The sequence below is a fragment of the Ochrobactrum sp. EDr1-4 genome (assembly GCF_049199085.1).
Classification (GTDB): domain Bacteria; phylum Pseudomonadota; class Alphaproteobacteria; order Rhizobiales; family Rhizobiaceae; genus Brucella.
On record NZ_JBLZOF010000009.1, the window covers coordinates 92834 to 118663 of the forward strand.

A 25830-nucleotide genomic window follows, 5' to 3' on the forward strand; every position below is an offset into this window, starting at 1 on the left:
TTAAACCGCAGCTTACTTCCATCTTACGAGCGTCCAGACGAATATCGTTATTTTGTGAACTTGTATAAATCGATTGCGGCCGCGTCAATAATCAATTACGATAAGCTTATAATCGACAGATTAACTTGATGTGAAAAGTAAATAACAAAGCTTCTGCGACAAAGTTTTGATGGCTTGATGATGTATTTTGAGAGCAATGCGTCACATGTGTGTGGCACAACAAGATTATATCTGGTCCGGCCAGTCGTGTATCCTGATGATTTTCTCCCCTGTGGAATGAGATAAAGCGAGCGAGACACGCTCCAGTTCCTATTCACCAAACTATAGATTAAGTTGCATCGTACCTAACTGAGGCGCGCATGAATCTGACATCGACTTTTAACACCGTTATCTCTCGGCGCAACATTCTGCTGGGCGGCGCCACGTCGCTCGCCAGTTTAGCGCTGCCACGCCCACTAAGAGCACTGACAAATGAGGGTGCGCGCAGAATACTGGTGCTGGGTGCTGGTATGGCTGGGCTGACTGCCGCGCTGTCACTGCTGCGACGTGGACACGACGTTACCGTCATCGAAGCACAGGACCGCATCGGTGGTCGGCTTCTTTCACTTCCTCTTGGCGATGGCATGTTCACCGAGGCGGGCGGTGGTCATTTCCGCTCCAACATGCCTTATGTGCTCAACTACATAAGGCAGTTTGACCTGCCGCTTCTCGCGCTCAATGATGGACTACCGCGCTATCTCGTTGATGGTCAGACCGGCGACGCCGCGCATCTCGACGCCTGGCCATGGAAACTTGATCCCGAAGAGCGCAATGTCAGCGTATCAAGTACGCTCAACCGTTATCTCGAACGCGCCGGTTTTGACACCGACACCGCTCTTGATGCCCGCTGGCCGGATCCGGACGTCATGTCACAAATTGACACCATGACGCTGTCCGATCTCATTCGTGGCGTCGGCGCGTCCGATGGTTACTGCAAGCTGCTGAATGCGCATGCCGGGCCTTTTACGACCGGCTCGCACGCACTCGCCATGATACCGCGTGTCGCCTACCATTTTGGCGACAAAAACCTCTTCCGCATTCAGGGCGGCAATAACCGCCTGCCAATGGCGATGGCAATAGCGATCGGCCTCGAACGCATTAAACTTGGTTCAGCCGTCGCCGAGATCGACCAGACCGGCTCGAGTGTGCGCGTGACAACGCATAAGGGCAAAGATTTCCATGGCGATGCGGTGATTTCAACAATCCCGTTCAGTGTGATCGGCGACGTCAAAGTGACGCCGGGTTGGTCAGCGGGTAAGACAAGGCTCTTTCGGGAGATGGAATGGGACAAAACGGTAAAGGTCATCGTCAAAACACGTACGCCGTCGTGGCTCTCAAAGGGTGTTTATGGCTGGCCCATGGCTGGCGGAGACCGTCCTTGGGAACGCGTCATTGACATCACCGGCAATGAGCCTGGCGGCCATGGCAGCGTTTTCTTCTATCTTAATGGCCCGAATGCAGAGGCCGCTCTGAAGCAACCTAAATCAGAGCGCGCACGCTGGGTATTCGACCAGTTCCAAGCAGACATGCCCGATCTCATCGACGAGGCCCTGTCGATGGATTCCTTTGCATGGAGCGAACAGCCGTGGATTAAAGCCTCATTCGGCGGCCCGCCCATTGGCGGCGGCTGGATGATTGGGGAATGTGCCAAGCCTGAAGGTCGCATTCACTTTGCAGGCGATTTCACCACACTGAAGATGGGCTGGGTTGAGGGCGCAATTGAATCCGGCTTGCGCGCCGCGCGCCAGATTGACAGGAATGCTGGGCCAGAGGGCAGTCCGAACATACGGCAAGAGTTCCAATCCGCGAAGTGATTGAAACGTTTACGATATTGATATGAGACTAAGGCACCTCTTTGTCATAGCAGTAGCTTCAATGGCTTTAAGACAGCCATTCACGATGCAATTTGCCCATGATCAGATTGACGCTAAGTATTGGGGGTCACCAAAATTCCAACGCAAAAATTACGTTATGACTGGAGTGTGGGCACTTATATTTCTCGTAATGGCAGGTGTCAAAGCAATTGTTGGTTTCGGCTCAGATCTGTCTGTAAATATGGGAACTGTGCTGGTTCTGATTTCTGGGATTTGGTACATGGTTCACAAAGTGGTTCCCAACCAGATCAAGTTCATGATCGGTCACGACAATAATAACACAAAAGACCGGAAATTTTAGTTCATTTCGCCAAGTGAGGACGTGCGGTCCAAGACTGCGTGCTATCAGTTCGGGTGGCATTTCAACGCCACGCGAAAAGGCCGGAGATATCATAATTATGAAAACCTTAATCGACGGTCTTCCCCAAGGTGTCGGCCACGAACGCTCCGCGGTCTCCCATAGGCTGCGGCGCCCCCGTGGTAGAGTCGCAAGCGGTTTGGTGCTCCAGCTCTGCGTTAAGTTCAGCACCGACAATCAATATAATCACTGAGATCCAGATCCACACCATCATGCCTATAAGTGCGCCGAGCGCGCCGTAGGTCGCGTTGTAATTCGCGAAGTTTTCAATGTAAAATGAGAACAGGATTGATGCAGACATCCAGAGCAGTGTGCTAAACACCACGCCCCAGTTTAACCACCTGAATTTTGCCTGTTCGCGGCTGGGACCAAAGCGGTAGATTACGGCGATACCACAGCCGACCAGGACAAGAACGAGAGGCCAGCGCGCGAACCGCGCCAAGAGCTCCTGCCATCGATCCAGCCAAAGATAAGACAAAGCGGCTGGAAGCACTCCGATGGCCACGATAAGAACGATGGCGATAATAAGCCCACCGAATGTAAATGTCAGAGATAGGAAGTTCAGGCGTACAAAGCTCCGTTTCTCCTTTTCTTGATATGCAACGTTCATAGCATCGAATATCGCCTTCATGCCACTGTTGGCACTCCAGATCGCTACAACAAGACCAGTAAGGAACGCAAAGCTCAGCGTAGATGTCTTTTGCTGTGTGAGAGCAGTCAACTGATTAAGTATGACGTCGAACGATCCAGGTGGAAAAACACTTGCCAGGAAGCCAATGTGTCCCATAATTGTTGAGGGGTCGGCGACGAATCCGTAAAGAGCAACAAGTGCAGCCAGCGCCGGAAATAGTGAGAGCAACAGATAGTAGGTCACACCTGCCGCGATAAGCGTTACGCGATCGACCATGACAGCCTCAATGACGCGCCAAAAGACGTCCCTAAGGCCCCTTGGCGGTATATCTCCAGGCGATTTGGCATCCCGACCACGATCAGAACCCACACTTTCTGGTAAGATACGCTGCTGGCTATATTTCATTCTTAAGGATCCTGTTTCAGCTGAACCCTTAACGTGCAAAACCGCATGATGTTTCCGTCTGTCTTCGGGAGAAGGTCTTTTTATTTGAGCACCGATTGGCTGGGATGTCAGGGGGTGTTGCTGTCATGGCATAAGCCAACCATGTTGAGTTTTTACTAGTCTTCGTCCACACCCCCACTGGGTCGTTTCTCAGCGGCAATCAACACGCGAGGCCTGTAAAGACCACTTAGGCATTCTCGAAGCCATCGAGAACAAAGATTTCGAATTCGCGTCAGACGCCATATCAGCCGCTCGGGCGCTGAGGACGTTTAACGTTTATGGTTGGCAAGAATACCTATTTTAAGCATTTTCTATGAAATTCAATCACCAAGCATCTGGTGTGAGACGTAAATCGCAAAATTGAAACACTGCCACTTCGATTTACGCAGATACCAACCGGCTATCACTCAATAGTCCCGCCTCTTCGAGTATTGGATGCGCGACCGAAACAATATGAGCATTAATACGCTTTAGATCGCGTAGCATATCGAGATGGATAGAGCTTGTGCGAAGGCTTTCGATCCTTCCGTCACGAAGTCTCGCAAGATGCTGTTCGGAGGATAATTTTTCCATACGGCGAACTTCGATTTTAATCTCCATAAGTCGCTTAGCGAGATGAAAGTCTCTCGTCGCAAAAATAGTCTGAGCAGTACGTATATTTTCGACGGTCAGATCAAATAATCGCTCGAGTTCGCCAAAGCCATCGTCAGAAAAATGCAGGCCAAGTGCCGCTTTCTTCGCTAATGAAGGCACCAACCCCTTCTCGACTATGTCGCCTATATGTTCAAGATTGACGGCATAGTCGATGATTTCCAGTGATCGACGGTCATTTTCTTCAGTCAAACTTTGGCGACCGAGATTGGACAAATAAACTTTCACTTCCTGCTGGAGAAAGTCGACACGCTTTTCAAGTAAAGAAATATCAGTTGAGGCAGAAGGATCGTTTTTCTGAAAAGCTGAGGACATCCGCATCAGCATGCGCTCCACGAGATCGCCTATACTCAAAACTTCGCGCGTTGCTCCAGCCAATGCCATCACTGGCGTCGAAAGTTGCTGAACATCGAGAAACTTCGGGCCCATATCTGACTTCTGCGGATCAGGAAGTAACCGGATCATCAAATCGGATAACAAGCGCGAGAATGGCCATGCCACGACCGCCAATATTAAATTGAACGCAAGATGTGCATCCACGGGCAGTTTACTCGCTGGAAGTGATAATGCCGCCGCTAAATCGGCCCCGTATTGAGCGAATGGAAGTGCAATCAAACATCCAATTCCCCGAACAATTAGATTGCCCAATGTAACTCGTTTTGCCGCAACCTCTCCTCCCACAGAAGCGATCACCGGTGGAATTGCTCCGCCAAGGTTCGCGCCAAGGACAAGGACGATGAGGAGTGCCGAAGGTAATACACCGGTGGCGGAAAGGGAGAGGATCAGCACAACCGCTGCCAAACTTGACGATGAAATGAAGGCAATCCCAGCCGAGAAAAGCAATGCGACGGGCCAGGCATTATTCAGCATGCTCACAAAACTTGCTATTGCGGGTGAGTGGCGGATCGGCTCGGTGGCGATCCCAAGGAGGTGCAGCGAGAGCAGCATAAGCCCTATACCTACCAGCATGGTCCCAATACCACGACGATTGCCGGTTCCTTTTTTCAAAAAAACTATGCCAGACAATATCAATAGTGGCGACAACCACTCTATTCCGGTGGCAACAATCCAAGCGGTAACTGCGGTACCAACATTTGCGCCCAAAAGCACAATTTGAGCCATACGCTGTTGAATGAAATCACGTTCAACAAATGAAGCTACCATCAAGGCGGTTGCTGTCGAACTTTGGAGACCAATTGTAGCCACAAAACCAGAAATGAAGGAACGGGGGCCATTGCTTGTGCCACGGGCAAGCCCCGATCGAAGGCTGGGGCCAAATGCTCGCTGAACGCCATCATTAACCTGCGCAAGCCCAAATAACAGCAGAGCCACGGCACCGCACAAATTGATTATGACGATTGTGGATTCCATCATAAGGCTCCGATGGTTTTATCTGCATACAATTGGTACTTATTTCATCAGACGGAGCTGGAACCTCCGGGGCGATACGCCTCTATTCAAACTTCAAGGCGAAGAGGCTTTCATCGTCTAAAGGCGTCTGGCCGAACCAATTCAACCGGCTGACACAAACATTGCCACGATCCAGCAGATCATTATCATCTCCATCGGAAGCGCTATGTGCACGGCCACGAGGGATTATAATCTCCGTGTTTTGCCCGTCAGATGACAATATTTCAGCCCGAATGCCAATTTTGTCACGACCGATCCGTGGTTGCGCAATCGCTGCTGGCAGACGCTCAGGCAAATTGACACTGAGCCAATGCCCTTCCAGAAATATGGTATCGCGCTTGTTGAGTATCTGTCTGACGAAGTTTACAAGCCAGTCAATATCGCTGTCAGCTTCTGCGGCTTGCTTAACGCGCGAAAATCCAATCGCCGGAACATCCCAAAACGTTGCCTCTCTAGCAATTCCTAGTGTGCCAGAGTACGCAAGGTCTTCAGCGACATTACGACCATCATTGATACCCGACAACACAAGGTCTGGCTTCTTCTGACCCTCGAAAAGCCATGTCATCGCAGTGACCACGCAATCCGCTGGCGTCCCTGAACATGAATAGCGACGGCGTCCCTTTTCCACCAAAGTAAGCGATCGGGCAATCGTGATGGAGCCACTCGCAGCTGTGCGCTTGCCATCAGGTGCAACAACCCACACATCATCGCTAAGCCTTTCCGCAACTTGCGTTAGCCGCGCAAGTCCAGGGGCATCAATGCCATCATCGTTTGCTACGAGTATTCTCATTTCATCTCCATTCAGATTGAAAACTGCAAACCAGTTAAGGCTGTTGTATTGAGAGTTGTCAGATAAGGTTTGAGTTCTTCAAGCTTATCGAGTGCGCAGGAATGACCAAGTGCGGCGGGCTTTCCCGCATCTTGCCAGAGTTCTAAATTCTCCGACCGGGTGGGATGGGTAGGAAGTCGTATCCAATTCGCCCGACCTTGTTCCAATAGAAATTGCGCTGGTGTGTTTTCAGGAACGTGCCCTGTCAACAGCACAGGCACATTTTGCTCTGCCGCTTGTTGCAATGCTTGTATTGAAGGTCCCGCACTACCCATGCCGTCAAAAGTCAATAATGGACAATCAGGCAAATTAGTGTCCTCGCGCCAATCAATCGCCCCTTTGAGTTTTGATCGCAATGATCGGGCAACTTGCGAAGAAAACGCATCTGGAACATCAAGCTGTGCTTCCAGTGAACGACGCATCGCATGATGGATCGCAAAATGGTCTGGCAAAATTGCCATCAATTCAAGTGGCTTCCCGGAAACAGGCACTGGGATCACGAGTTTACCATTATGGTCGTCGATAAAGCTCTCGATCTGGCGAACACGGTCCTTCGCAGAAACCGGATCACCACCATACGAGGCATCAAGGATGACAAGATCACAATGCGGTAGCGGGTCCATCAGAAAAACATCGCTTTTAGGGACGACATCCGCACAATAAACAACGCGTTTCGACTGTTGTGTTACCGAAAACCAAACACCTCCAGCGACATGCCCTGATCGCCCTGACGCAACCTCTGTCTGACCGACACGAATGGTTTCGCCCGGGGCGAACACTTTGATTGAAATGTCGGCCAACGAATTGGTTTGCTTATGCAATGGGTCAGCATATTGACTAAGCATTGCCCCTGCATCGTCAAGGGTTTCCTGCGTCATATAAAATGTGCCCCTGAACCCATTGGAATTCAGCCAATACAGCGCACCAATGTGGTCTTCATGTGCGTGGGAAATAAAGGCAGCATCAAGTGCTGAGACATCCTGTTCCGCAATGGCTGGATAATATTCGCGTCCTTTCGCACCTACTTTAATGCCCGCATCGAATAAGAGTTTGCTATCAGTGCTTATGCCAACACTGGTTCGCCCTTTTTCTCCAAAGCCACCGTAGAGATCAATCAACATTTCTCTACTGCTCCTTCTGGAATGACCCAACCGGAGTTAATGGCTATGTTAATCGTATCGCCTTCCTGTCCACCGGCCATATCCGGCAAATCAAAAGTAAGTTCGACGGAAGGATGATTTACCGGGTGCGCTTCAATACGAGCCCCACCGCCACGATAGATGCGACGCTTGACTGTGAGTGCTATGCCATCACTGTCCCGCAACTCTATGTTCTGAGATCGTATGCATATCTTTGCATCAGCATTTGACCTCTGCCCCGGAGCGCAGCGCAACGCTGCTTTTTGCCCGAACACTTCAACTTCACAGTGCCCGTTATTTTCAGCGCTCAAGACGCGTGCAGGCAGAACCATTCCATTGGCGATAAACGACGCCACCATCTCGCTCTGAGGTCGCTCATAGAGCTCCCGCGGAGTGGCAAACTGGATCAGCTTTCCTTTATCCATCACCGCTATGCGATCAGCCAGAGCCATCGCTTCCGCCTGATCATGCGTAATATAGACAATCGTGGTGCCCGTACGTTTATGAAAAGAGGCAAACTCATCCTCCATCGAAGCGCGCAAGTGCACGTCCAGATTGGCAAGAGGTTCATCAAACAAAACCAGTGATGGCGTAGCAACCAGACATCGTGCAAGCGCCACACGCTGACGCTGACCGCCCGATAAATTAGCGGGTCTGCGGTCTCCAAGTCCGGTGAGATCAACAAGCGCAAGTGCCTCTTTTACCCGTCGCTCCAGTTCAGGTTTTGCGACCTTCGCCACACGAAGACTGTAACCGACGTTTTCAGCAACAGTCATATGGGGCCAAAGCGCATAGTTCTGAAAGACAATACCAACACGGCGGTTTTCAGGTTCGACGTGACTATCGATAGCTGACATTACCTTATCACCAACACAAATTGTGCCGTTGGTGATTTTCTCAAAGCCAGCAATTGCCCGAAGCAGAGTTGTTTTTCCGCAGCCTGATGGCCCAAGGACAGCTACAAACTCTCCATTCTTGATATCAAGCGTGACATCAGAAAGGGCGTCGAAATTGCCGAAGTTTTTAGTGACATTTTTAATGTTTAATCCCGCCATGGGAGCACTCCATCAGGCAGACGCCGCGCGAAAAGGTTCGTCGACAGCATGAGAAAAATCGTTACCAATATCGTTACAATCGATGTAGCAGCGGCATATGTGGAATCCCCTCCCTGCTCGAAGGAGAAAATAACGACACCAATGGTTTCAGATCCTGACGCCCAAAGAAGAGCCGAGACGGTCAGCTCGCTAAATGCCGTCAGGAAGATCAGAACTCCGCCAGCAAGTGTCGCTGGCGCGACCAATGGAAATATTATAGTTCGCAAGCGCATGAACAGGCTGGCACCAGCCACCTGTGCAGCTTCTTCAAGCGAGCGATCAATCTGGTGAAGTCCACTAACGGTCGGCCGTAAAGCGAGAACAAAGAACCGAGCCAGATAGGCATACAAGATAATCCAAATCGTATTGTAGATGTGAAAGCCAAATATCGGCATCGGCTTTAGAAATAGCAGCAAAGAGGCAATGGCCATGACCACACCCGGCAGGGCGTAAGGGAGTTCGGCAGTGACATTGAACAGCCTCGTCCACCAACGTTTACGCCATGTTGTGATATAAGCCAAAGGCACAGCAATCACGACAGCGAAGAAGGAGGCCGCCAGCGACAACCCAAAGCTGTTCAGGAATGCGCGTTCGGTGGCTGCGTGTTCAAAGAGAATGAAACTGTAATTGGCAAGCGTCGCAGTTTCCCATGTCAGTGGCGTGCCATAGGCGCTAACCAAAGACGTCAAAGCAAGACCCAGAACAGGTAGCCCCAATACTGCAACAACAATGAGCAACATGACGGCTTCGATCCAAATACGCCAACGTCTGAGCTCAAACGGGCTTGCGGGGAGCGACGTTGAGGCAATTCTATAATCGCGCCAGCGTGAGACATATTCTTGAGCGACTATACCAACGATTGCTATCACGCCGATCAAAGTAGACAAGGTTGCCACATCTGTAAGAACAGCTGGCCCGCCACCGCTCAGACGCTGGTAAATCAATGTCGGTAAAACAAGATAGTTGGCCGGGATCCCCAGGAAGGCTGGGATACCGAAATTACCAACACAAGAGACAAATGTGAGTGCGGTCGCTCCAATTATTGAGGGCGCCATCAGGGGAACGATGATGGTGCGCAAAACTGTCATTTTTTTCGCTCCGCTGCTCAACGCGGCCTCTATGAGTTCGCGTGGCAACTTGCGCAGTCCCGCACGCACAATGAGAAACACAAGTGGCCCGTATTGCACTCCAAGCAGCAGAATAATCCCTGTGCTTGAATAAAGCGGGTTACGCGATCCCAATGGCGGCGCCATTCCGATCATCTTGAGGAACGGGCTCGCAGGGCCAAACAACTGTAGCCATGCGAGCGCTGTAACCTGCGGCGCAATCAGCAATGGTGTTACGTAGAGAAATATAAAAACGGACCGCCCGCGAATATCCGTGAGGCTAACCAGCAAGGCCACACCTGTTCCCAGAACAACAGCGAAAATTGTCCCGAAAACCCCGACATACAGTGAATGCCAAGTCGCGGTCCAAGTCGCTGAAGAGGAAAAGACGCGCCCAATTGCCTCAACCGCCGTACCTTTAGCGGGCATGGCGACTTCAAGGAGAAGCCGTCCCATTGGGAGAAGCGACAGCAGAGAAACGATAATAATCGTCCCTGCAATCAGAGCCTTATCCCGGCTCTGATTGTTTGTCTCGGATATTTTTTGCATAGGTTTCTAGGCCCTAACCGCCAAACATTTCTGTGAAACGCGACTTGTCTTCGTCAGTTTTTTCCAGAACCTTTTGCGTATCTATCGGCATAATTTTAACGGACAGCCCCTCAGGCATCCAAGCAGGCTTCCCTACAGATGACTTGGCGGGCAGATAGCCCTGCTTCAGAGCAAGATTTTGGCCTTCATCCGAAATGATGAAGTCAATGAACTTCTTCGCGTCATCAGCGTTTTTGGTCGTTGACATGATAGCGACCGGCTCAGTCACAGCTGGTACGCCTTCTTCAGGAAAGACGAACTCTACAGGTGAGCCTTTTGCTTTAGCGTTTAGCGCCATAAAGTCGACAAGGACACCATAGGGTTTCTCGCCGCTGGCAATAGACTTAAGAACCGCACCATTGCCTCTGACGCTTACGACCTCATTTTCTTTGAGAGCCTCAAAAAACTTCCAGCCGAGACTATCATTAGCCACAAATCCACTCAGGAGATATGCTGCGGCACCCGAATAAAGGGGACTAGGCATAACAATCATGCCTTTATAGTCTGATTTTTCAAGGTCCGACCAGTGCTGTGGCTTTTGTTCAGCCGCAGAATTGTAAGCGATACCAGTCGTAATCAGCTTGCTGCCAAAATAGTATTTTTCCGGATCAATTGTTCCGGCCTCAAAACCGTCGACGTTTGCGCCAGAATACTGCATCAGTCGGTTATCGGCTTTTAAGCTCTCCATGCTGACAGCATCAGCAATGAGCAGCACATCAGCCTGTGGTGCGCCAGCTGAAAATTCTGCCGCTAGTTTGCTCATGATATCGCTCGTGCCCGAACGGTATACCTGAACGTCGACGTCCGGATTGAGTTTGCGGAACTCTTCAACGGTCTTGGCCGCATCAGCGTCGGGCTGCGAAGTGTAAAGCGTAAGTGTTCCAGCCAGAGCTGTCCCGGCAAACATAATGCTCGCGAAGCAGGCCGTGAGGACACCTATCCTCCGGGTTAAATCCTTCATTTATTCCTCCCATAGGAACGCCATCGCGGGCTGTTCCTGTTCCTCCCAGTAGTCGGACAGTTTGATGCCCTTAAATGGTATAATAATGTTCATTTGTTCTTTGTCAAATACATTTGAACAGTTGACGCAAGGGGCACTTTTTTTGCTATAACTTATGCAGGTTTAGAAATTTGTGGGGGAGCGAGACAAAGATGACGAGCAAAAGCTGGCCGTTGAGATCATCAGACCTCAAGGTGAAGACAGTCTGGCTGTACTATGTAGAGGGCATGACGCAGGAGCAGATCGCCGAACAGCTGGGTGTCAGTCGCGTCAAGATAATGCGTACACTCGCCGCCGCAACTGCCGAAGGAATTGTCGTTACACGTATTAATGCAGCCACGACCGCCCAGATCGAGCTTGAGCGCCGTCTTGAAGAAAAATGGGGGCTGGCATCTGCAATTGTCGTCCCTACTCCCGAAAACAGCGAGAACCTTGAGAAAGCGCTCGGTAATGCCATTGCCGCATATCTGGATCAGGAAATGCAAGATGGAATGACGCTTGCGATCGGAGGAGGTGCAACACTCTATGCCAGCGTCCAGTTCTTGGAGCATCGTAAGCTTCAAGATGCATCCGTTGTCGCCCTTGTAGGAAGCCTTCCACACTCACGCTGGATCAACCCTTCTGTCGTTGCTGCGCGAGTAGCGGAGGTCTACGAAGTGGACAGCTATCAGATTACAGCGCCGGTCGTTCTCGATGAACAAGGGTTACGTGAGACTTTATGGCGCCAATCGGAACTACGTAATCTCCAGCAACGTGCAGCTCAGGCAGATATTGCATTACTGACAGTAGGTGCAGTTTCGGAAGACGCCACGATCTTTCGGCATGGGATCGTTTCGTCTGATCTCATAAAGCCGTTACATGATTGCGGAGCGGTCGCCAACATACTCTGCTATTTCGTCGACAAGCACGGAAAACTGGTTGATCACGAGATCAATCAACGTGTGATGTCGATCGACCTGCACACGGTAGCAGCAATCAGCCGCGTCGTATTAGCAGCCGGCGGCACCTCTAAAGTTACGGCAATCCGCGCCGCACTTAAAATTGTTCCGGCAAGCGTCCTCATTACCGATAGTCAAACGGCAATAGCCCTCCTTGATGACTGACGGTCCTCGAGGGGAAATTCTGTAGCTCTTAATTCAAATGTCAGGCTTTACGGCTGCGCAAGAAATCTAACAGGCCTACATGTGTAATTGCCTCGAACTCATTGGTGACTTGCTCAAAATGTCGTTTCTGAGCTTGCATCATCAACAAGACGGCACGCATTTCTGCAGAAACGCCGAAGCGCTCCCAGCGTTTGGCGACATGCACAGGAATATCGGCGGCCTCACAAAAATTCGATATATCGCTGTACCCAAGCTCATTCAGCACCACGCCTAGATCGGTCGCAGACATACGCTCTTCTACAGCATGATCATGAAGGCGCTCAGCAACAAGCTGAATATCGCGTGGCGAAGATTCAGCAAGTCGCGTTAAAATCCCTCCAACTTCAGTCAAAAGTTTTGACACTTCAGGTTCTCCTCAGCATGCCGGCGAGCCTTACCGGCTCTTATTATCACGTGCTAAACATTGATTGATTGATAATTTTAATCAAGCGCCTTTCGAAAATCCAATCCAAAACGTCACCCTTTCAAGGTTGCGTCATAAGATTTTCATGTCTGATCCAATGTGTACCAGTGTTGTTGACCCAGTTTTTGTGCCGTGGAATAACAAAGATTGTAGGAGAGGGCGGCTTTCCGCCCTCCATTCGTGACCTGCGAAATAGTTAACGGGAGTTGATCGTCCAGAAATCCTGCCAATCCTGAAGCTTTGAGTAATCGCTTTCGGCTGTTTCGGAATGCGGGACGTAAAGCTGGTCAATGACATTGACGATTCCGGACACTTCACCTTCAGGAATTTTCGCGCCCTTATTCGACGAGATTTTACCATCAGCCAATTGTGGTGCCATGCCTTCTCCGGTCATCATATAATGCACGAAAAGTTTTGAGGCATTCGGGCTTTTTGTGCCGGATGCGATGACGGCAACGCGTGGCGTAAGCTGCCCTGCCCAAGGCTTCATGCCCGCACAGATACCCATCGTATAGCCATTTTTCTTGGCATCGCGGAAGATCGAAGTGCTGAGGAAGCCCATAAAGGGCTTTTCTTGTCCTTTTGCACCAATGATCGGACCAACTTCGGTATCACTGCGGGTAACGCTTGGACGGTTCTTAGCGAAACGCTTGACCCATTCCGCGGTCGCGCTTGCTTCATCGGTTTTCAATGGCTCACCGAAGAACTCTTCATATGCCTTGCGCATGGCTTCATCATCATGCTCGGCAATCTGATTGAACCAGAACATGGTTTCGTTGCGCAGAAGCGGATCTGGAATAGCAATGCGGCCCTTCCATTCTTCCGTGGTCAATGCCCAAATATTGTCGATTGGGCACTTATCGCCATGGACATCCGAGTTATATGCCCAGACCCATGGGTTAAGGCTCGTGATAGCTGGGCTCTGATATTCCGCGGGCACCTGATCTTTGAGATCGACAGGAAGCCAGCTGAGACCTGCGCCCTGAACGATGATTTCCGACGTAACCGATGGCAAATTGCTCATGTTGAAGACGTCCGTGCGAACATTGTTCGCAGTAGCTTCACGCAGAATGACCTGTTCCTGATTTTGGCCGTTCATCTTCACGCCCGTAGCCTTCACACCGTATTTTGCGGTGAAGGCTTCGGCCATTGTCACGATCTTGCCAGTGGCGTCCACAACGGTAATGCCCGGCTCTTTTTTTGCGGCTTCAATAAGAGCTTCGAGCGAGTAATCCGCATCCTTGATGCCGATTTCAGCCACAGGCTCTCCGAAGGCAGCCGTGCTTGCCAGAAGTGCGGCGCTCAATGAAAGAGCCGCACAGGTGCGCAAATATACAGTCATCGTTTCCTCCTAGTTGATATTTTTGAGAATATGTTGCTCAGCGATTAGCCACTGATGCGCATGCCTTCTTTGTCGAACACATGGACGTGGCTGCGTTCGACATGAAACCAGATTTCATCACCGGCCTTACGGACTGGAGCATCTGCAGCGATCGCAAAAAACTGCTCGCCATGAACTGACAGTTCTACAATCCAGCTACCGCCAGTGGGCACGATGTCGATCACTTTGGCCACACACCCCTGCTCGACAGGCGTATCGCTGAGACGCACCGATTCCGGCCGGATACCGACAGAGCCAACACCGTTTGTGGTGAAGTCTTTTACTTTCAGATAATCGCGTGCCCATGTGGCCAGCGCGCCGTTATTATTGTCGTTAAGCTCGGTGATGTTGATTGGCAGATTGCCAATGAACTCCGCCACAAAGCGATTAGCGGGACGCTCATAAATATCGTCAGGCGTGCCAAGCTGCTGCAACTCACCTTCGCTCATCACCGCAATCGTAGTTGCCAATGTCATGGCCTCCCACTGATCATGGGTCACGAAGACAACCGTCGAACCTATTTCCTGATGAATACGCTTGAGTTCCGCACGCATTTCCAAACGCAGTTTCGCATCGAGATTGGAAAGCGGTTCGTCGAGCAGAATAATATCGGGCTTAAGCGCCAACATACGCGCCAGTGCTACACGCTGCTGCTGTCCACCCGACATTTGTGCGGGTAAGCGATCACGGTAGCGCTCGATTCCAAGCTTTTGCAGCACATCATCAATGATCTGGTCACGTTCGACTTTTGCCACCTTGTGCAACTTCAAACCGAACTCGACATTCTGCTCAACTGTCATATGCGGCCAGAGTGCATAGTTCTGAAAAACCAGACCCATGCCACGCTTTTCTGGCGGCACGTAGATACCGTCATCGACCGAGACGATCTTCTTGCCATCAACGAGTATCTGGCCTTCGGTTGGATATTCAAGGCCAGCAATCATGCGCAGCGTGGTGGTCTTGCCGCAACCTGATGGCCCGAGCAGGCAGAGAAATTCCGACTTTGGGATTTCAAGTGAGAGTTTTTCAACGGCAGCACGGGTGGCTTTGCCGTAGCTCTTTCTGACATCGCGAATAGTAATGCTCGACATTATTTGCCTCCCAATCCGTCAGACAATTTGCTGTTGGTGAGTTTTTGAACGATGACCGTGCCGCCGAAGGCGATAACGCAGATCATCAAAACGACTGCATTTGCGGCCTGACTGTAGCTGTAATCAACAAGGCGCAATGCATAGGTGGTGAGAACGTCTGTGCCGGGAACAGCCAGCACGACGACAAGGCTCAGACCTTTGATGCCAGAGATAAATGGCAGCAGAATTCCTGAAACCAGCGAGCCTTTCTGAATGGGGGCGACAATCAAAACGAGCCGACGCCAGAAACCAGCACCCACAACCTGAGCAGCTTCCTCCGGCGCTTTGCCAAGCTGCATCATCGCCGAAATACCTGCACGTGATGCAAAAGGCATCTGATCAGCAAGGATGGCAAGAACCAACAAGATCGGGGTTCCGTAAAGAGCCGGAAGTGGTCCGCGTTGCACGGCAAACATTGTGAGATAGGCGGCAGCAAAGGCAATGCCGGGAACCAGATATGGCAGAAATGTCACCTGACGCAGGAATGTTCCAACAATTGCCACCGGCGTGCGCGCCACAACATAACCGACCAGCAGACCAAGAATACCGGCACCCAATGCAGCCGAGCCGACGATCCAGAGCGTATTCCAGGTCGCTTTCCAAAATTCGCCTGTCAGCAGAATCCCATTGCTCATCGCGGTGGTGTTGAGATTAGTCCCGATCCAGAAATCCAGGGTAAAATTATCCAGCGCGAAAACGCCCGGCACACGCATAACAGTTGTCAGCAGAAGGGCCATCAGCGGAATAAACGCGCTGACAACAAACATGAGTGCAGCAAAGCTGAATGCAGGCACACGGAAACGTCCGAGGTCAGTCTCGCGGTTCATCGAACCCTTGTTGCCAATGGTCACAAAGCGGCGTGCTTCTTTGAGCAGATACATATCGAGAAAGATTGAAATGCTCCCAAGCACGACAATGGTTGCCGCGAGGACTGCGCTCATGCCAGCCTGACTCGTCGAGATTGCACGAAACAGAGACGTCGCGAGAACATCAAAACCAACCGGCACACCAAGAATATAGGCGACACCGAAGTCACCGAGACATTTGGCGAAAATCAGCGTCGAAGCCGACACAAGCGAGGGCAGCATTAGTGGCAAGATTATGCGACGCGCGATTAGCAATTTGCCAGCGCCCATCACACGGGCTGAATCTTCAAGCGTTGAATCAAACTGCCGCAACGCATTGCCGAAAAGTAGGATCACAAACGGCGTATAGTGCATGGCCAGAATGAGCGTAATTGGCAACATGCCATACGCAAGCCAATCAGGTGGCGAGAAGCCCAAGGCTTCCATCCAGCTTGGCTGACCACCTGTGGTGCGGTTTTTAAACAGGGTCAGCCAAGCCAGTGCGAAGGTCCACGAAGGCAGCATGTAAGGAACGATCAATGCTGTCGAGAACCACTTCTTGCCCGGTAAATTTGTGCGGCTCAAAAGCCATGCCAGTGGAATGCCCGTGACAAGCGCAAAGGCAATCGAACCAAGTGCGATAATTGCTGTGTTCCAAAGTGGACGCCAGAACACATCGGTCGAAATCGCCGAGAAGAACGCACGGTTAAGATAATAAAAGGTCAATTCACCAATCTGCTGGCCCGAGCGTGCCCGATCAGCAAATTGGACAATCACTGCATCTGACAAGAGCAGCACGATTGGCGCCGCAATCAGATAGGCAAAGACGATTGCCAGCATAACCCCGATCAGTGTCGTGGGGTCTGCATTATAGACCTTATATTTATAGGATAGTTGCTTGTAAAAACTCATTATTTTATCCACTTTGAGCCGAAGTGATCCTTACTGAAACCCATATGGATTGCAGTTGACTATGAGCTGGCTTGCTGCGGGATCTGGCATCCGAAAATACCGTGCGAATTATCCGCTGATGTGAAGCGAATTATGGAGGCGGCGCGCCAGCCTTCTCGCTTACCTCGCGCACCACGGACCACGCGGCTGCGTAATCTATGGGAATGAAGTGATCGTCACCCTGAAACTCGGCCCTCATTTCAGGCGTGAATGAGAAATTGAAGAAGCAGCGCTTCATCTCCGCCACGAGGGACGGCGCGAGATTATGAGCATAGGCAAATGAGGAAGTTGGAAACAAATCGCTCTGATAGATCAGACGAACACCATCACGCTTCACAAGCCCTCGCTCGATCATGCGTTCAAGCACATCGGAGGCAACAGCCGCCATATCGTAATCACCAGCAACAACACCGAGGATCGATTTATCGTGCCCGCCCGACATGATGGGCACATATTCCTGCCCCGGCGTAAGACCTTCTTTTGGAAAGAGCGCGCGTGGTGCGACATTGCCAGAATTTGAGAATAGTGAAGCATGGGCGATGCGACGCCCTTTAAGATCATCCAGCTTTTCATAGGGTGAGTCCGCGCGCACGACAGCGACCAGCCGATAACCGCGCATCTGATCACCAGTGCCTTTGGCGGCAAAAGGAACGGCACCTGCGCGATTGACCGCGTTAATAGTCGGCCCAGTCGAGAAGCCCGCAAAATGCAGGCGTCCTGAACGCATTGCCTCAACCTCATCGGCACTGGACTGGATCGGATAATAAACGATCTGCCGTCCGAGGCAGGCTTCAAGATGCTGGGTGAACGGTTTGAAGAGCCGCGCATAAACCGCCGGATCTTCTATAGGCGTATAAGCCCAGACAAGCGTTTGTGGGTTGCGCAGTTGCGATGGATCAAGGGGAGCGTCAGCGACAAGGTCGCGGTTCTCGTCGCAATAGCGCTCATCCAGCGCACCATGATAAGCGCAAGCAGCTCCAGCGGCATTCGCGCAAGCGATGCTCAACAGTAGCCCAAACAAAGCTATGCCTAAGCGGCATACCAACTCGCGCCAAAACATTTTCTCTCCCCTGCACTCTTGCTATGATACAAGTGCTGCAGCCTCTTCTATTATTTTGAAGACTATCAATTCTAGCTGTCAGAATCCTGTCATCGCCAAAACGCTAAATCGAAACATTGAAAACAACATGCGCATCCTTCTCGTAGAAGACACTATCGACATTGCGTTCGCTATCGCATCGAAGCTTGAGAAGGAAGGCTATGCAGTCACAACCGCTTATGATGGCGTGCAGGGCGAAGACTTGGCCGTGAATGGTTCTTTCGATGTCGTCGTACTTGATATAAATCTTCCCGGCCGCGATGGGTTTGCAATTTTACGCAGCATGCGCGAGCGGTCCTTGTCCTGTCCTGTGCTGGTCATTACAGCGCGCAACCAGATTGCCGACAAACTCGATGTGCTGGAACTTGGTGCAGACGATTATCTGGTGAAACCTTTTGACCTGCGAGAGCTTGTGGCGCGCATTAGAGCCGTTGCACGGCGCCATATGGGTGTATCGCAGCCACTCCTGCACATCGGCGATTTATCGATCAACCTTACTCAAAGATCGGTGATGCAGGGTGATGAGCCGTTGGATTTCGGGCGACGTGAATTCGACGTTCTTGAAATGCTGGCAACCCGTATCAATGTCGCTGTGCCCAAAGATATGCTTGTTCTCAAGCTTTTTGGTCATGATGACACCGGAACCCCCAATGCGATAGAATTGCTGATTTCCCGCGTCAGAAAAAAGCTGGAGAGCAGCAATTTGGAAATCGTAACGCAGCGTGGCGTTGGCTATTTGCTACGCCCGAAATTACAGCATCCGTGATGGTTCGCACATCTGAACACAAAGAATACTCGATCCAACGCCGCATTCTGGTGGGCAGTGGATTAACGCTGCTTGCAGTGACTATCCTATTGTTTTTTCTTGGGCGCTGGTATGCCCATCGGGCAGCCGACGAGGCGTTTGATCGTGTTTTAGGTGCCGCCGCACTCTCGATAGCTGACACAATAACTTTGCAGGATGGAGCACTCAGCGTCGATCTTCCCCACTCTGCATTTTCAATTCTTGGCACCTCACGGCTTAACCGGATTTTCTATCGTGTTGTCGCCCCTGATGGCAGTCTGTTGACCGGCTCGCCTATTCTGGGGCTGGAAATTCCACATGGCAGCAACAATCATGTTCGCCTGAGCGACAGTATTATCGCGGTGAAAAAGTCCGCGTAGCTGCTGTTGCCCGTTATCACAGCGACGGGAAAGGCGGTGGCTGGGTTGATGTTTTGGTGGGTGAAACCCGTGAGGCGCGACAACAACTTAGGTTACAGCTAAGCCTCAACACAATATTGCCAGCACTTGGAGTTGCTATACTGGCTTTGGTTCTTATCTTGTTGGCGATCCGGTTTGCATTCCGTCCATTGCGTACCGTTGAATCTGATCTTCGCCGGCGATCATCATCCGACCTTAACCCTGTTTCAGGCCCCATTCCTAAGGAAGTCAGCGCACTCGTTGCAGCGCTTAACGATTTCATGGATCGGCTGAATAATGTTCTTGCCGGATTAAAGCTCGTAACGGCGGACGCCGCGCATCAGATGCGCACGCCGCTTACTGCTTTACGTGCATTGACGGAATTGTCGCTCGAAGAAACAGACCCGCGCAGAAAACAGGAAATACTTTCCCGCATTCATGCGAATTCCATCAGTGCAAGCTTGCTCGCAAATCAGCTTTTATCAGAAGCAACAACGCTACACAGCATCCAGTCGCGAAAACTCGAAATTCTTGATCTGCGTCAGGTGACCCAAGACGCCATCAGACGATTGCGTGCTGAGGGAAGCTATCAGGACTTATTACAAACGCTCAGTTTCGATAATGCCAATGAGCCGGTTTATGTGAATGGCGAAACCATCAGCCTGCGCGAAATGATCCGAAACATCATCGAAAACGCGCTCATTCACGCTCCCAGCCCGATTACCATCAATCTCTATCAAAAAGATGGCATCATAACGCTTGGTATTCACGACCGAGGCGCGGGACTTACGCCTGAAATGAAAGATATAGCCTTCGAACGCTTTGTACGCGCAGACCAGAGCAGACCAGGTTCGGGGCTTGGTTTATCGATTGCAAAAATGGTTGCGGAAGCACTCGGCGGGCATATTGAATTGAAAGATAGGCAAGGCGGCGGGACGAGTGTTCTGGTAGCTTTGCTGGCGGCAACCCCGGATCAAAATCCATGAAACATCTGTTCTCTCATTTTTTTTCCGTTCTGATTGTCATGTTATTTTCGTCATATAATGCACAAGCGCAGAACAACTCTCCTCCAAAACCTCAGTTCAGAATTGTTGGCGATATTGCAGCTGAAACGTTAGCACCTATCAAAAAGGGGCTAGCCGAACACTTATCCGGAGTTGATATAACATATCAGCAGATCCGGCCAGGTGAATGGACATCCCGACTTCTCGCTGGTGCAGCTGAGGCAAATGCTGCCGATCTTGTTATCCTTTCAACACCAGATCTTGCAGTCCTGATCGCGAATGAGGGGAGTGCGCAGAAAAGAAGCCGGATTGCCCGTAATGCTGGACTTGCGCCACAGGCACACTGGCGCAGTGAATTATTCAGCTTCGGTTTTGATCCAGCGGTTAGTGTTGTCAGACGTAACGCCATTGATAAAAATTTACCCACAACCCGCATTGAACTTGCGCGACTGCTTGAGCAGGACGCCGTGCGCTTTCAAAAGCGCGTTGGCATTGTTAATATTGGCATCGATAATGTCAGCTATACACTAGCTGCGCAGGACTCTATCCGGTCGCCGTTGTTCTGGCGAATTGTCCGCGCCTTCGGTGCTTCACAAGCACGTATCTTTGATACAAGTGAAGAGCTATTAGGGGCCTTATCGGCTCGCAATATCGATCTTGCCTATAACGTACCTTTGTCTGAAGTCAGCAAATGGAAATATGACGTCGAGGATTTTTCAGTGATCGTACTGCAAGATTACGTCGTCGCTTTACCTTGGACTTCCCTCATCCCAAACAAAAGCAAACACGCAAATATCGCCGAACAAGCGATCACGTTTCTCTTGTCGACTGATGGACAAACCATAGCTCGACAGACGGGGTTGGTAGCAAAAGCCAGCCAATCTGGCGGTAGGCCTCTGCAAGCTGTCGAACTTGGGCCGGAGCTTCTGGTTTATCTCGACGCGTTGAAACGCAGCCGCTTTCTTGATACATGGTTTCAGCTCGTCGTACATGAGTGAATATCGTTACGTTGACATTTTTGCAGATCAGACAATTGAGCTGACCTGATCGACACTTCGCCATAGTGACTATAGAATAACTTTTGCAAATCGCCCCTTAGCGAACCGACTTGCAGTCCGCCCCACTTCCTCAAATGGCCAGCCGATGAGTACCGAGCTTTTCGCACTGCTTTTGGGGGTAGCTCGACGTTGGTGTGATGCCGGATCGTTGCTATCATTGCGAAGGCGAGCATAATGATCAAGACATGGCTACGCCACCCAAGCTCGGAACGGGCTGCGGGATGTTCGAGATCGAAGTCATTCTTTGCCGTTTCGAAGCTGCAGTCGATCATAGACCGGTGCTTATCGACCCTTTCCGAGTTTGCAATAGACGTGCCCCTTCCTGCCTGCGAGTTGCATACAGATCTCGGCTGAATGCTGATAACTATGCCCATAGAAATATTGGATCGAAAAAGTATCTTTTACGCCACAACTGGAACTTGGCGACAGTTAAGCGCGCAACCAATCACTCAATCGATAAAGATCTTCTTTTTAAACGGCGCCGACATAATACAATAATATATATGTTTCGCGTGCACCCGAGAGGGTGATTGTGCAGGAGCTAGCTGCTGCCAAGTCAGCAGTTTGGAAAGAAGATAATCGGCCAGCGCTGCAAAGTTCTAATGTTTACGCCAAAGCAAATGGCTACCGCTCGAACGTTATCGTCAATTCTAATGGTGCTCTATGACGTTTATACCAATTCGAGTGGAAGCTATGCATTGCGCTAACAACATTGATTGCCAGCAAGAGCTGCCTCTATTTGTGCATAATTTTGTTAAAGTCAGCCACGCCAGCAAAGCGTGCGGCACGCACTTTGCCAAGCTTACTCTCATCAATAACCAGATATTTCTGTAAAGCGCGTTGCATCGCCATCTGCTTGACCGGCACTTCATGAAAATGGGAACAGGTTACGCCGTGCTGTTCATCAACGCCGCCTGCGGACAAAAATGCTTTGTTTATATTCAAGCGCTTAAGCACCTCAATGCCTTCATCACTCGAAAAAGACGCTGCTTCCGGATGGTAGATGCCACCGAGAACAATCAACCGAACATCGTTCCGGCGTGAAAGAATCTCCGCGACATTCAGCGAATAGCAGACAACCGTCAGGTGCTGGTTTTGTGGGATAAAATGCGCGAGATGTGGTGTCGTAGTGCCGCAATCAATAAAGATAGTATCGTGTTGCTCAATAAGAGCTGCAGCCGCAGTACAGGCCTCAATCTTACCGCTGGCATAACAATCTTTTTCAAAATCAAAGATATAATCGCTGCCATTTACGCCATCTTGCACGGGAATAATGTAACCACCCAAACAATTGAATGGTCCCGCATCGCGACTAATATCGCGCCGGATCGTCATTTCGGAAACGCCCAGTTTTATAGCTGCATCCCGAAGACGTAACACCCCGACCTCTTCTATGAGAGCTGCGATTTCAGCGATCCGCTCATCTTTTCGACTGATCCTGCTCACTGATTCCCCATTTCCGTTGTGGTGCGGTTTGATTTAACCCGCCCCCCGAGTTTATGCAATTGTGATGGATTACACTTGACAGGTCAAACAGTAATATGAAACGATCCAAACATAATGATGCGATCATAACATTATGGTCTGTTTTTATGTGGAGGATACGACAACAGCTTTGGTCGCAAGCACCAGGATGTCTTGCAGCCATTGTCGGAAAGAGGATTTTGCAGCTAACCGAAAATGGCGGCTGCAATGGAGGAGACTCTGATGTGAGCATCGCATTGCGGAGCATCAGCGTAAAATCAATGGTCACCAATCCCGTTTGCGCAATTGCGTTCCAGCGGGAACTATCGTTTCCAGGGAGGAAATACCGGTGAAGAAGTTTATCGCGTCCATGGCTATTGCCATGTCTGTTGCTGTGCCACATGCCTTCGCGGAAGGTGTGGTCGATACATCAAAGGTCAACCAGGATCTGATCGCTGCCGCAAACGACAAGAAATACACCATTGCGACCGTTGTTAAAGTTGACGGCATTGCTTGGTTCGACCGTATGCGTGATGGTGTTGAGCAGTTCAAGTCCGATACTGGCAACGATGTATGGATGGTCGGCCCGAGCCAGGCAGACGCCGCCGCTCAGGTGCAGATTGTTGAAAATCTTATCGCTCAGGGTGTTGATGCCATCGCTATCGTTCCGTTTTCGGTCGAAGCAGTTGAGCCTGTTCTCAAAAAAGCCCGTGATCGCGGCATTGTCGTCATCAGCCACGAAGCATCAAACATTCAGAACGTCGACTTCAACATCGAAGCTTTTGACAACAAGGCTTATGGCGCGAACCTGATGAAGGAACTCGGCAAGTCGATGGGTGGCAAGGGCAAGTATGTCGCAACCGTCGGCGGTTTGACTGCAAAATCGCAGATGGAATGGATCGATGGTGCTGTTGAGTATCAGAAGGCCAACTTCCCTGAGATGGAACTGGTGACCGAGCGTCTCGAAACCTATGACGATGCAAACACGGATTACACCAAGCTCAAGGAAGCAATGACTGCATACCCAGACATCACAGGCATTTTGGGCGCTCCAATGCCAACCTCGGCTGGTGCAGGTCGTCTGATTGCTGAAGGTGGCCTTAAGGGCAAGGTATTCTTTGCAGGTACGGGCCTCGTTTCGGTTGCTGGCGAATATATTAAGAACGACGATATTCAGTATATCCAGTTCTGGGACCCGGCAGTTGCTGGCTATGCCATGAACATGCTGGCCGTTGCAGCGCTTGAAAAGAAGAACGACCAGATTAAGGCTGGGCTGAACATGGGTCTTCCAGGCTATGAAAGCCTGCTGGCTCCCGACGCTTCCAAGCCAAACATGCTTTATGGTGCGGGCTGGGTCGGTGTGACCAAGGAAAATATGGATCAGTACGATTTCTGATCGCTTCTGAACAGGAGAGAGAGGCGCCTGCCTCTTTCTCCCCACTCCATCTGCATCTGCAGCCTTGCATGAGGCCTCTATGACTGAAAATCTGATCGAATTGCGCCATATCGGCAAGCGTTTCGGCGGCGTTAAGGCATTGGACGATGTGTCCTTTGCGATCAAGCCGGGCGAAATTCACTGTCTTGCCGGCGAAAACGGCTCCGGCAAATCCACAGTAATCAAGATCATGTCCGGTGTTTATACGCCCGAAGACGGTGAAATCCTGATTGATGGAAAAGCCGTTGGCAAGCTTGATCCCGTCAAATCCGTGCACCATGGCATTCAGGTTATTTATCAGGATTTCTCCCTGTTCGGAAACCTGACTGTCGCTGAAAATCTGGCGATTAATACCTTCCTTATGGAAGGCCGCAAAGCTGTTGACTGGAAGCGCGTGCGCGAACTTGCGCAGCAGGCGCTTGATCGTCTTGGTATTAAGATGGATCTGGATGCTGATGTAGACAGCCTGCCAACATCCGGCAAGCAGATCGTAGCAATCGCGCGCGCCGTTATGGCCGACGCGCGGCTTCTGATCATGGATGAGCCAACAACTGCCCTCACAAGGCATGAAGTTGATGCGCTGTTTAAGATCGTGCGCGATCTTCAGGCACAGGGTATCGCTGTTCTTTTCGTTAGCCACAAGATGCGCGAAATGCTGGAAATCAGCGAACGGCTAACTGTTTTTCGCAATGGCAAGAAAGTTGCTGAAGGCCCGATTAGTGAATTTGATGAACCATCCATCACTCATGCAATGACCGGTCAGGAACTGACTGCGCACAGCTATCACTGGTCGCGGCGTGAAGGCGCAACCGACATGCCAAGCCTTAAAGTCGAAAATCTGACCGTTGCGGGTTCTGTTGAAAATGCCAGCCTGACACTTCACGCAGGCGAGATAGTTGGAATCTCCGGTCTTATTGGCTCGGGCCGTACAGAGTTGGCGCTGGCCTTGTTTGGTATGAAGCCTGATTTCACCGGCTCGATACAGATCGAAGGCAAACACGTTCATCCGAAAACTGTTCAGGAAGGTATCGCCTGCGGCGTTGCTTATGTGCCGGAAGATCGTCTCACCGAAGGGCTTTTTCTCACGCAATCCATTGAGCGCAATATCATTGTCACCTCAATCGAAAAATTCGTACGCGGCTTGTTCATCAATCGCAAAAAGGCTGATGCGACCACCCGCGATATGTTCTCGGCCATGAACATTATCGCCCCCGGCCCACATACGCCAGTCAATCATCTTTCCGGCGGCAATGCGCAACGCGTTGTGCTGGCGCGCTGGCTTCTGACAGGTGCCAGAATACTGATTCTCAATGGCCCGACGGTCGGCGTCGATGTCGGCTCGAAAGCGCAGATTCACAATATTATCCGTAAACTCGCACAGGACGAAGGTCTGGCTGTGCTGATGATTTCGGATGATGTGCCCGAACTGGTTCAAAACTGCAATCGTGTGCTGGTGATGCATCGCGGACGTTTCGTCGATGAACTTTCCGGTGAAAACATGACCGAAGATGCCGTCAATGACCGGCTCAAGACGTTGAATTGAGGAACCGGC

The 25830-nt window shown here is 50.8% G+C and carries 23 protein-coding genes; 10 read left to right on the forward strand and 13 right to left on the reverse strand.

The window, feature by feature from the left end:
* Nucleotides 1-359: 359 nt before the first annotated feature.
* Together ACOZHT_RS20610 and ACOZHT_RS20615 are read left to right on the forward strand one after the other, a co-directional pair.
* Complete coding sequence (locus ACOZHT_RS20610; RefSeq protein ID WP_421566457.1) at nt 360-1853, forward strand: flavin monoamine oxidase family protein; 1494 nt, start codon at nt 360-362, stop codon at nt 1851-1853.
* A 61-nt stretch (nt 1854-1914) separates the two neighbouring features.
* Nucleotides 1915-2214 carry a hypothetical protein gene (locus ACOZHT_RS20615; RefSeq protein WP_421566458.1) on the forward strand — a complete coding sequence of 100 codons (300 nt, stop codon included), beginning with the start codon at nt 1915-1917 and terminating at the stop codon, nt 2212-2214.
* A 106-nt stretch (nt 2215-2320) separates the two neighbouring features.
* Here the strand turns inward: ACOZHT_RS20615 and ACOZHT_RS20620 are convergent, their stop codons facing one another.
* The 7 genes from ACOZHT_RS20620 to ACOZHT_RS20650 form a co-directional block, all read right to left on the reverse strand.
* Nucleotides 2321-3307, reverse strand: a complete 987-nt coding sequence (locus ACOZHT_RS20620) for a YihY/virulence factor BrkB family protein (RefSeq protein WP_421566459.1) — start codon at nt 3305-3307, stop codon at nt 2321-2323.
* Nucleotides 3308-3727: 420 nt separating this feature from the next.
* Nucleotides 3728-5368: a Na/Pi cotransporter family protein gene (locus tag ACOZHT_RS20625; protein WP_421566460.1), complete on the reverse strand. Its 1641-nt coding sequence runs from the start codon at nt 5366-5368 to the stop codon at nt 3728-3730.
* An 82-nt stretch (nt 5369-5450) separates the two neighbouring features.
* Entirely contained in the window at nt 5451-6197 is a 747-nt protein-coding gene (surE, locus tag ACOZHT_RS20630) for a 5'/3'-nucleotidase SurE (protein WP_421566461.1), read from the reverse strand.
* Nucleotides 6198-6208: 11 nt separating this feature from the next.
* Nucleotides 6209-7357 (reverse strand): MBL fold metallo-hydrolase, encoded by a 1149-nt coding sequence (locus tag ACOZHT_RS20635; protein ID WP_421566462.1) that lies wholly within the window; start codon nt 7355-7357, stop codon nt 6209-6211.
* Nucleotides 7351-8430, reverse strand: a complete 1080-nt coding sequence (locus ACOZHT_RS20640) for an ABC transporter ATP-binding protein (protein WP_421566463.1) — start codon at nt 8428-8430, stop codon at nt 7351-7353. Before ACOZHT_RS20640 ends, ACOZHT_RS20635 begins: the two co-directional genes overlap by 7 nt.
* Nucleotides 8418-10124, reverse strand: a complete 1707-nt coding sequence (locus ACOZHT_RS20645) for an ABC transporter permease (protein WP_421566464.1) — start codon at nt 10122-10124, stop codon at nt 8418-8420. The genes ACOZHT_RS20640 and ACOZHT_RS20645 overlap by 13 nt, the downstream gene beginning before the upstream one ends.
* 13 nt (nt 10125-10137) lie before the next feature.
* Nucleotides 10138-11124 carry an ABC transporter substrate-binding protein gene (locus tag ACOZHT_RS20650; protein WP_421566465.1) on the reverse strand — a complete coding sequence of 329 codons (987 nt, stop codon included), beginning with the start codon at nt 11122-11124 and terminating at the stop codon, nt 10138-10140.
* 191 nt (nt 11125-11315) lie between these two features.
* On the opposite strand from ACOZHT_RS20650, the gene ACOZHT_RS20655 reads away from it, so the two are divergent.
* A complete protein-coding gene (locus ACOZHT_RS20655) occupies nt 11316-12266 on the forward strand; it encodes a sugar-binding transcriptional regulator (protein ID WP_421566466.1) in 951 nt (316 codons plus the stop codon).
* A gap of 40 nt (nt 12267-12306) precedes the next feature.
* Here ACOZHT_RS20655 and ACOZHT_RS20660 read toward each other — a convergent pair whose 3' ends face one another.
* The 5 genes from ACOZHT_RS20660 to phnD all read right to left on the reverse strand — a co-directional run bounded on the left by ACOZHT_RS20660 (nt 12307) and on the right by phnD (nt 18096).
* Complete coding sequence (locus ACOZHT_RS20660; protein ID WP_339510644.1) at nt 12307-12669, reverse strand: hypothetical protein; 363 nt, start codon at nt 12667-12669, stop codon at nt 12307-12309.
* Between the two features lie 256 nt (nt 12670-12925).
* Complete coding sequence (locus tag ACOZHT_RS20665) at nt 12926-14071, reverse strand: ABC transporter substrate-binding protein (RefSeq protein WP_421566467.1); 1146 nt, start codon at nt 14069-14071, stop codon at nt 12926-12928.
* A gap of 44 nt (nt 14072-14115) precedes the next feature.
* A complete protein-coding gene (locus ACOZHT_RS20670) occupies nt 14116-15201 on the reverse strand; it encodes an ABC transporter ATP-binding protein (RefSeq protein ID WP_421566468.1) in 1086 nt (361 codons plus the stop codon).
* Nucleotides 15201-16997 (reverse strand): ABC transporter permease, encoded by a 1797-nt coding sequence (locus ACOZHT_RS20675; RefSeq protein WP_421566469.1) that lies wholly within the window; start codon nt 16995-16997, stop codon nt 15201-15203. Before ACOZHT_RS20675 ends, ACOZHT_RS20670 begins: the two co-directional genes overlap by 1 nt.
* A gap of 130 nt (nt 16998-17127) precedes the next feature.
* The gene (gene phnD / locus ACOZHT_RS20680) at nt 17128-18096 is read right to left on the reverse strand and encodes a phosphate/phosphite/phosphonate ABC transporter substrate-binding protein (protein ID WP_421566470.1); all 969 of its coding nucleotides are present in this window, start codon (nt 18094-18096) and stop codon (nt 17128-17130) included.
* A 127-nt stretch (nt 18097-18223) separates the two neighbouring features.
* Here phnD and ACOZHT_RS20685 point away from each other — a divergent pair, with 127 nt between their 5' ends.
* From ACOZHT_RS20685 to ACOZHT_RS20705, 5 genes are all read left to right on the forward strand, one after another.
* On the forward strand, nt 18224-18901 hold the full coding sequence (locus ACOZHT_RS20685; protein ID WP_421566471.1) for a response regulator transcription factor: 678 nt from the start codon (nt 18224-18226) through the stop codon (nt 18899-18901).
* Nucleotides 18901-19299, forward strand: a complete 399-nt coding sequence (locus ACOZHT_RS20690) for a sensor histidine kinase N-terminal domain-containing protein (RefSeq protein ID WP_421566472.1) — start codon at nt 18901-18903, stop codon at nt 19297-19299. Before ACOZHT_RS20685 ends, ACOZHT_RS20690 begins: the two co-directional genes overlap by 1 nt.
* A gap of 56 nt (nt 19300-19355) precedes the next feature.
* Nucleotides 19356-20303 (forward strand): sensor histidine kinase, encoded by a 948-nt coding sequence (locus ACOZHT_RS20695; protein WP_421566473.1) that lies wholly within the window; start codon nt 19356-19358, stop codon nt 20301-20303.
* Entirely contained in the window at nt 20300-21319 is a 1020-nt protein-coding gene (locus ACOZHT_RS20700) for a substrate-binding domain-containing protein (protein ID WP_421566474.1), read from the forward strand. The genes ACOZHT_RS20695 and ACOZHT_RS20700 overlap by 4 nt, the downstream gene beginning before the upstream one ends.
* A gap of 592 nt (nt 21320-21911) precedes the next feature.
* On the forward strand, nt 21912-22046 hold the full coding sequence (locus tag ACOZHT_RS20705) for a hypothetical protein (protein WP_421566475.1): 135 nt from the start codon (nt 21912-21914) through the stop codon (nt 22044-22046).
* A gap of 68 nt (nt 22047-22114) precedes the next feature.
* Here the strand turns inward: ACOZHT_RS20705 and ACOZHT_RS20710 are convergent, their stop codons facing one another.
* Nucleotides 22115-22825: a DeoR/GlpR family DNA-binding transcription regulator gene (locus ACOZHT_RS20710; protein WP_421566476.1), complete on the reverse strand. Its 711-nt coding sequence runs from the start codon at nt 22823-22825 to the stop codon at nt 22115-22117.
* Between the two features lie 367 nt (nt 22826-23192).
* Between ACOZHT_RS20710 and ACOZHT_RS20715 the strand changes: the two genes are divergently transcribed.
* Complete coding sequence (locus ACOZHT_RS20715; protein WP_339510624.1) at nt 23193-24239, forward strand: autoinducer 2 ABC transporter substrate-binding protein; 1047 nt, start codon at nt 23193-23195, stop codon at nt 24237-24239.
* Between the two features lie 79 nt (nt 24240-24318).
* Entirely contained in the window at nt 24319-25821 is a 1503-nt protein-coding gene (locus tag ACOZHT_RS20720; RefSeq protein ID WP_421566477.1) for a sugar ABC transporter ATP-binding protein, read from the forward strand.
* Nucleotides 25822-25830: the final 9 nt, after the last annotated feature.

Excerpts from the sequence above, each read along its gene's own strand:
- ACOZHT_RS20610 (WP_421566457.1), top strand. The coding sequence starts at position 360 with ATGAATCTGACATCGACTTTTAACACCGTTATCTCTCGGCGCAACATT.
- ACOZHT_RS20615 (WP_421566458.1), top strand. The coding sequence starts at position 1,915 with ATGGCTTTAAGACAGCCATTCACGATGCAATTTGCCCATGATCAGATT.
- ACOZHT_RS20620 (WP_421566459.1), bottom strand. The coding sequence starts at position 3,307 with ATGAAATATAGCCAGCAGCGTATCTTACCAGAAAGTGTGGGTTCTGAT.
- ACOZHT_RS20625 (WP_421566460.1), bottom strand. The coding sequence starts at position 5,368 with ATGGAATCCACAATCGTCATAATCAATTTGTGCGGTGCCGTGGCTCTG.
- surE (WP_421566461.1), bottom strand. The coding sequence starts at position 6,197 with ATGAGAATACTCGTAGCAAACGATGATGGCATTGATGCCCCTGGACTT.
- ACOZHT_RS20635 (WP_421566462.1), bottom strand. The coding sequence starts at position 7,357 with ATGTTGATTGATCTCTACGGTGGCTTTGGAGAAAAAGGGCGAACCAGT.
- ACOZHT_RS20640 (WP_421566463.1), bottom strand. The coding sequence starts at position 8,430 with ATGGCGGGATTAAACATTAAAAATGTCACTAAAAACTTCGGCAATTTC.
- ACOZHT_RS20645 (WP_421566464.1), bottom strand. The coding sequence starts at position 10,124 with ATGCAAAAAATATCCGAGACAAACAATCAGAGCCGGGATAAGGCTCTG.
- ACOZHT_RS20650 (WP_421566465.1), bottom strand. The coding sequence starts at position 11,124 with ATGAAGGATTTAACCCGGAGGATAGGTGTCCTCACGGCCTGCTTCGCG.
- ACOZHT_RS20655 (WP_421566466.1), top strand. The coding sequence starts at position 11,316 with ATGACGAGCAAAAGCTGGCCGTTGAGATCATCAGACCTCAAGGTGAAG.
- ACOZHT_RS20665 (WP_421566467.1), bottom strand. The coding sequence starts at position 14,071 with ATGACTGTATATTTGCGCACCTGTGCGGCTCTTTCATTGAGCGCCGCA.
- ACOZHT_RS20670 (WP_421566468.1), bottom strand. The coding sequence starts at position 15,201 with ATGTCGAGCATTACTATTCGCGATGTCAGAAAGAGCTACGGCAAAGCC.
- ACOZHT_RS20675 (WP_421566469.1), bottom strand. The coding sequence starts at position 16,997 with ATGAGTTTTTACAAGCAACTATCCTATAAATATAAGGTCTATAATGCA.
- phnD (WP_421566470.1), bottom strand. The coding sequence starts at position 18,096 with ATGTTTTGGCGCGAGTTGGTATGCCGCTTAGGCATAGCTTTGTTTGGG.
- ACOZHT_RS20685 (WP_421566471.1), top strand. The coding sequence starts at position 18,224 with ATGCGCATCCTTCTCGTAGAAGACACTATCGACATTGCGTTCGCTATC.
- ACOZHT_RS20690 (WP_421566472.1), top strand. The coding sequence starts at position 18,901 with ATGGTTCGCACATCTGAACACAAAGAATACTCGATCCAACGCCGCATT.
- ACOZHT_RS20700 (WP_421566474.1), top strand. The coding sequence starts at position 20,300 with ATGAAACATCTGTTCTCTCATTTTTTTTCCGTTCTGATTGTCATGTTA.
- ACOZHT_RS20720 (WP_421566477.1), top strand. The coding sequence starts at position 24,319 with ATGACTGAAAATCTGATCGAATTGCGCCATATCGGCAAGCGTTTCGGC.